The sequence below is a fragment of the Croceicoccus pelagius genome (assembly GCF_001661915.1).
GTDB lineage: Bacteria > Pseudomonadota > Alphaproteobacteria > Sphingomonadales > Sphingomonadaceae > Croceicoccus > Croceicoccus pelagius.
In genome coordinates, this window is the sequence record NZ_LYWY01000007.1 from 1 (window position 1) to 4,976 (window position 4,976).

General features: G+C 53.0%; 4 protein-coding genes and 2 pseudogenes. 4 read left to right on the top strand and 2 right to left on the bottom strand.

The window, feature by feature from the left end; all coding sequences use genetic code 11:
• A pseudogene (locus A9D15_RS01915) lies at positions 1–320 on the bottom strand (transposase); the annotation flags it as partial.
• Between the two features lie 67 nt (positions 321–387).
• On the opposite strand from A9D15_RS01915, the pseudogene A9D15_RS16050 reads away from it, so the two are divergent.
• The 4 genes and pseudogenes from A9D15_RS16050 to A9D15_RS16060 all read left to right on the top strand — a co-directional run.
• Positions 388–558 (top strand): annotated as a pseudogene (locus tag A9D15_RS16050) (IS3 family transposase); the annotation flags it as partial.
• A gap of 1,170 nt (positions 559–1,728) precedes the next feature.
• Positions 1,729–2,361, top strand: coding sequence for a PilZ domain-containing protein (locus A9D15_RS16055; protein ID WP_082924197.1), 633 nt, complete (start codon positions 1,729–1,731; stop codon positions 2,359–2,361).
• A 443-nt stretch (positions 2,362–2,804) separates the two neighbouring features.
• A complete protein-coding gene (locus A9D15_RS01925) occupies positions 2,805–3,455 on the top strand; it encodes a response regulator transcription factor (protein WP_066761295.1) in 651 nt (216 codons plus the stop codon).
• 19 nt (positions 3,456–3,474) lie between these two features.
• Entirely contained in the window at positions 3,475–4,125 is a 651-nt protein-coding gene (locus A9D15_RS16060) for a response regulator transcription factor (RefSeq protein WP_172807437.1), read from the top strand.
• Here A9D15_RS16060 and A9D15_RS16065 read toward each other — a convergent pair.
• Positions 4,122–4,888 (bottom strand): IS5 family transposase gene (locus tag A9D15_RS16065; RefSeq protein WP_425304720.1). Its coding sequence is split into 2 segments (ribosomal slippage): positions 4,122–4,567 and positions 4,567–4,888, totalling 768 coding nucleotides; the frame shifts between segments, so codons are not numbered across the junction. The genes A9D15_RS16060 and A9D15_RS16065 overlap by 4 nt on opposite strands.
• Between the last annotated feature and the right edge of the window lie 88 nt (positions 4,889–4,976).

Below are 4,976 nucleotides of genomic sequence, written 5' to 3' on the forward strand. Positions count from 1 at the left end.
CATCCCGTGGTAGGCTTGGAGATGAGCCACAGCTTCCCGCTTGGCGGCGGGCGTCAGAACTTTTTTGAAAGAAGATCCTTCAGCGCAGCCTGGTCGAGCATGGCATCGGCCAGTAGCCGCTTGAGCTTGGCGTTCTCGCTCTCGAGCTCCTTCAGCCGCCGAGCCGCGGAGACCTCCAGCCCGCCATACTTCGACTTCCAATTGTAGATCGTCGCTTCCGACACCCCGTGCCGCCGGGCCAGGTCGGCGGTCTTCGCGCCCGCCTCGGCCTCCTTCAGCACACCGATGATCTGCTCTTCCGAAAACCTCGTTCTCTTCATCTCGTCCGTCCTTCTGTCAGGGCCGGACTCTAATCGAGACTGGAGGAAAATCAGGGGGTCAGGTCACATCCACCGGCGCGGACCATGGCGATCGTTCGAAGCTGTCGAATATGCCACACTCGAATGGGTAGACTGGTTCAATAACAGGCGGTTGCTCGAGCCGATCGGCAATATCCCACCCGCCGAAGCCGAAGAACGATACTACGCCATGCTAGACGACACACCCATCGCAGCATAACTCAAGCCAAATGGCCTCCGGCAATCTCGGGGCGGTTCAGTAACGGGTATGGCGGGTGTAGTTTATTTACTTCCCGGATTACACCTTGTCGATGGCTTCGCTATCCGCACAACCGCGAATGAAGGGCGTCATAAGTACCAAGTTTCTAAATCGATCATTTGCGGCAGATTATGTTGGTTTGAGCCCAAATTTCATGGCAACTAAGAAGTAGAGCCTTGGGTCGGTTTGATGCCGATCGCCAGGCGCAATTGCCGGAACCGTATCGATCCTGCCTCGGTCTCGCCGAGGTTTGGTTCCCGAGGCTCGAGTGAGGCCGGAAATGGTTGTGGTCGTGCCTACAGACTTTCCAGCTTATGGCGGGCATGGGCGATGCTGGTGAAGAATGTCTCGTTCAAGGAGCGTTGCGCAGGTTCGCTTTGAATCTCTCCGTGAACACGCTCTGATAGGGTTTGTCCGGTGCGATGTATTGCCATTCGACGTCGCGATCCCTGGACCAGTGCAGGATCGCCAAGGCTAGTCCGTGCGGTTATTGCTGACGATAGTGTGGTGCCGCGCCATCCTCTCTAACACCACTGCGTCGAGCTCATGTCAGACCCGCGCTCCGGAGATCGTCGTGTCGGCGATCACTTGCATACACTACCGGCTGTTATCATCGCCCACGGCGAAAATCGCGAACCTGTAGTCACAAGTGAAGGGGGCCGACACGAGATCGAGGCTCCATCGCTGGTTCGGCCCTTGAGAATTCGCCATCGGCTTTGCAGCCCCTCGTGCTCACGCAACCGCCGGGCAGCGGACACTTCCCGCGCCCGCCATACTTCGACTTCGACTTGTAGAAGGTCGCTTAGCTGATCCCATGGCGCCAGAAACATCCGCCGTACCCATGGCAGCTCTTGCAACTTCAAAACAGCGATGATCTGCTCCTCGCTTAGCCTGCCAGCGTCATCTTGTCCGTCTCCTTGTCAGAGTCGGACTTTACTTTCCTCTGGGGGAATCTGAGAACTCACCGCACTCGATGGGAAGAGGTATCAATAAAATATTTACTATCAACCATTGGGAGATCCGCCGTAGATTATAAATTCATTCCAAAGGACTACAACTAAAGTTTGCTGATTAACGATTTGGTAGCGGGTTGTATATCAACTTTGGGCCAACATTCTTGGAGGCCGAGAAATGACTTTTCATGACCCTGCATCTTTTTCCGGAACTGAACGTCGACGTGACGATGATAACCGGACGCTTACAGTCTACCGACCTTGCGCTCTAGAAATCGGAGAGTGCCTGTACCCTGGGCTTGTCCGAAACGTCTCTGAGTATGGTGCGCAGATCGAGATATTTGGTGATTTTGAGGACGGGGCTTCGATCATCTACGATGATGGTGTTCGTGGAGCTATCGAAGGGCACATTCTTTGGCGTAAAGGAGGGCTCTACGGCATTCGAAATGTTGCGCGAGCTTCCGTATACACGGAGCGATATTTCGAGCGCGGCAATAGCTACCGAAGCATAAGGATCCCTGTTGAACTTGCATCGACAGCCTGGATTGAGGGGCAAGCCAAGCCGTCGGTCGTCTCAAATATCTCTTTGTCAGGTGCGCAAATCGATGGCCTAATCCCTGCCGAACTTAAGGTGGGTTCGCTTTGCACGATCAAGGTCGCGTCGATTGGTGAGGTCGCGTGCACGGTGCGTTGGGTCGGACCGAGGTCTTTCGGCGTTAAGTTCTCCAAGAGCTTGAATATAAAGCAGCTCTCCGAGATTTTGAACGCTGTAAGAGAGGCTAAGTCTGCAGGTGCAACATTAGCGGCTTAAATCTTGGTTCCAAATATCTCCCTAGGGTCGTTGGTAAGAGCATTGAACAGCTTCGTTCAGTTTCTCAATGCACTCTATCAATGACCTAATGGACATTCTCTTCCGGTTATCGGACTGTAAGAATGGTTTAGTCAGGAATATTAGATTTTCTGCTATGTATTTAGCCCCAATCATCGCCGCGGAGCCGCGAATGCGGTGCTCTACGTCCGCTGGCACAGAGTAGCGGCTTTCATCTCCAGACAGCGGTACGATAATTAGGTCTTTCAGGTCTTTTTCAAAGATTGCGATTAATCGAAGCATCTCATCTTTCTCGATAAACTCACAATTTTGCTTGATTACGCTTATATCGATGAGCGGGTTGCGATGGTCTGAGTTTAAGCCTTGCAAGGGGAAGCCTTTCTCAAAGCTTGAAGGGCGCTTGCTATGTGGAGTAAGGGCGCGGGATGGTTAAGGTCCTGATAGCAGATGATCATCCAATGTGTGTGGCGGCGCTTCAGATGGCAGTGGCGCGCGTTGCTAGCAATGCAGAAGTGCGTGTCTCAGACACTCTCGAGGGGGCCATCCTAGAACTTTCAGCTTACAGGCCTGACCTCATTCTGCTCGATCTAGGCCTTCGCGACAGCGTTGGTCTGGCTACCCTTAGGAAGCTTTTGGTGCTGACGGATTCTCCAATAATCTCTGTGACTGGGGATGAGCAGCCTGATCTGCCTGGAATGGCAAGGAGCGTTGGGGCCAAGGGCTTCATTGAGAAGCGATCCTCATTTCCGGCAATGGCAGAAGCTATCGATGTGGTTTTGAAGGGGGGCGAATGGTTTCCATTATCGATTTATGCTGAAATGGGCTCTGAAGAGGGTGAGGGCGGCCGCGGGGGGCGGGCTGAAGATCCTCTGGATTGCCAGGTCGGGAAGCTCACTAAGGCGCAGCTTGCTGTTTTACGCCTAGCAAGCAGAGGCCACTCAAATGAAGAGATTGGCCAAGAGCTCTCAATCAAATTGGCCACAGTCAAGAGCCATATGCACGCAATTTTTAAGAGCCTGGGAGTTAAACGTCGGACGCAGGCCATCAGTCTATATTTGCAAATTGAAGAGATTTAGAATTGAGGCTCTCGAAAGAATGTTTGAAAGCAAAGTTTCAGGACCAATAATAATTATTGATCGCGACGACGGTCGCCGCACTGAATTAAGAAATCTGTTTAGTGACCGATTTAGGGTCGAGCCCTTGGAGGACATAAATGAGATTGGCTCGAGTATATCTAAAGCAGGCGCTTATATTGTATATGATGAAGGCAGTAATTTTGAAAAATTACTAGAACTTTTTCACGTAAATGGATTTTTTTTGCCGGTAATATTATATTCGGAGAATACGTCTATTGATAGGGCTGTTCGCTCTACTCGTGATGGTGCGATGGCATACTTTCAATATCCGTTTGGAAAATCAATCAATCTTGATGATTTGATGGCGGAATATGAGAGGGACTCTCTTAACATATCTTTTTTTCAAAGGCGCAGCCAGTCCCGGAAGGTTCTAAAGGCCTTGACGTCACGCGAAGCCGATGTGCTCATGAGCCTATGTGAAGGACTAACGGGTTCTGAGGTTGCGGAGAAATTGGGGCTGAGTCCCAAAACCGTCGATTCGCATCGAACGAAGATGTTGAAGAGACTCGGAGTTAATTCACTTGTGGCAGTTCGCATGGCGGCTGAGGCTGGATGGACTTTAACGAGTCCACCTAATGCAGAGGCAGCGCCTGGCCAAGGATCCGACTAGGCCCTGTTGACAAACTGATTGGTCCAGAGGCGGGCGGCGGCGATATGTATGAAGCCGAGATAGCTTGCTGAGGTTTTGTCGTATCGGGTTGCGAGGCGGCGCGAGCATTTGAGCTTGGCGAAGCACCGCTCAATACGGTTCCGCAAGGCGTAGGTGACGGTGTCGTGCGGGATCGGCTCTTTGCGATTGGCCTTGGCCGGGATCACTGGTGTTCCGCCACGCTCGGTGATCGTTGCCCGGATATGATCGCTGTCATAACCCCGGTCAGCCAGGAACACGCGAGCCGTCGGCAGGTCATCGTCGACCAGAGCATCGAAGCCTTTGAAGTCAGATACTTCACCTCCCGTTACTTCCGCCCGGACAGGGAGGCCGTGAGCGTTGGTAATGAGATGGATCTTGGACGTGAAGCCACCTTTTGAACGGCCAAAACCCTGTCTTTGAGTCCCCCTTTTGCGCCCGCTGCCAAGTGGTGCGCGCGGATCACGGTGCTGTCGATCATCTGGACGCTGTCTGGCGCTGCGCCGCTATCGTTGAGGGCATCGAGCACCAGTTCCCAAAGTCCGGCCAGGGTCCAGCGCCGGAACTGGCGATACACGCTCGACCACTTGCCGAACTCTTCAGGCAGATCACGCCAGGCAGCACCGGTTCGAGCAATCCAGAAAATACCATCGAGAACAAGGCGGTGGTTGGAGGCCGGGCGACCGCCTTGCCCCCGGATCGCTATCAAAAAGGGTTCAAAGAATGCCCACTCGGCATCCTCCATCAGCAACCGCGCCAAGATAACCTCCGCAAAAGCTATCTTGAATCACATCTCGCAGCGATTGTGAATCCAGTTTGTCAACAGGGCCTAG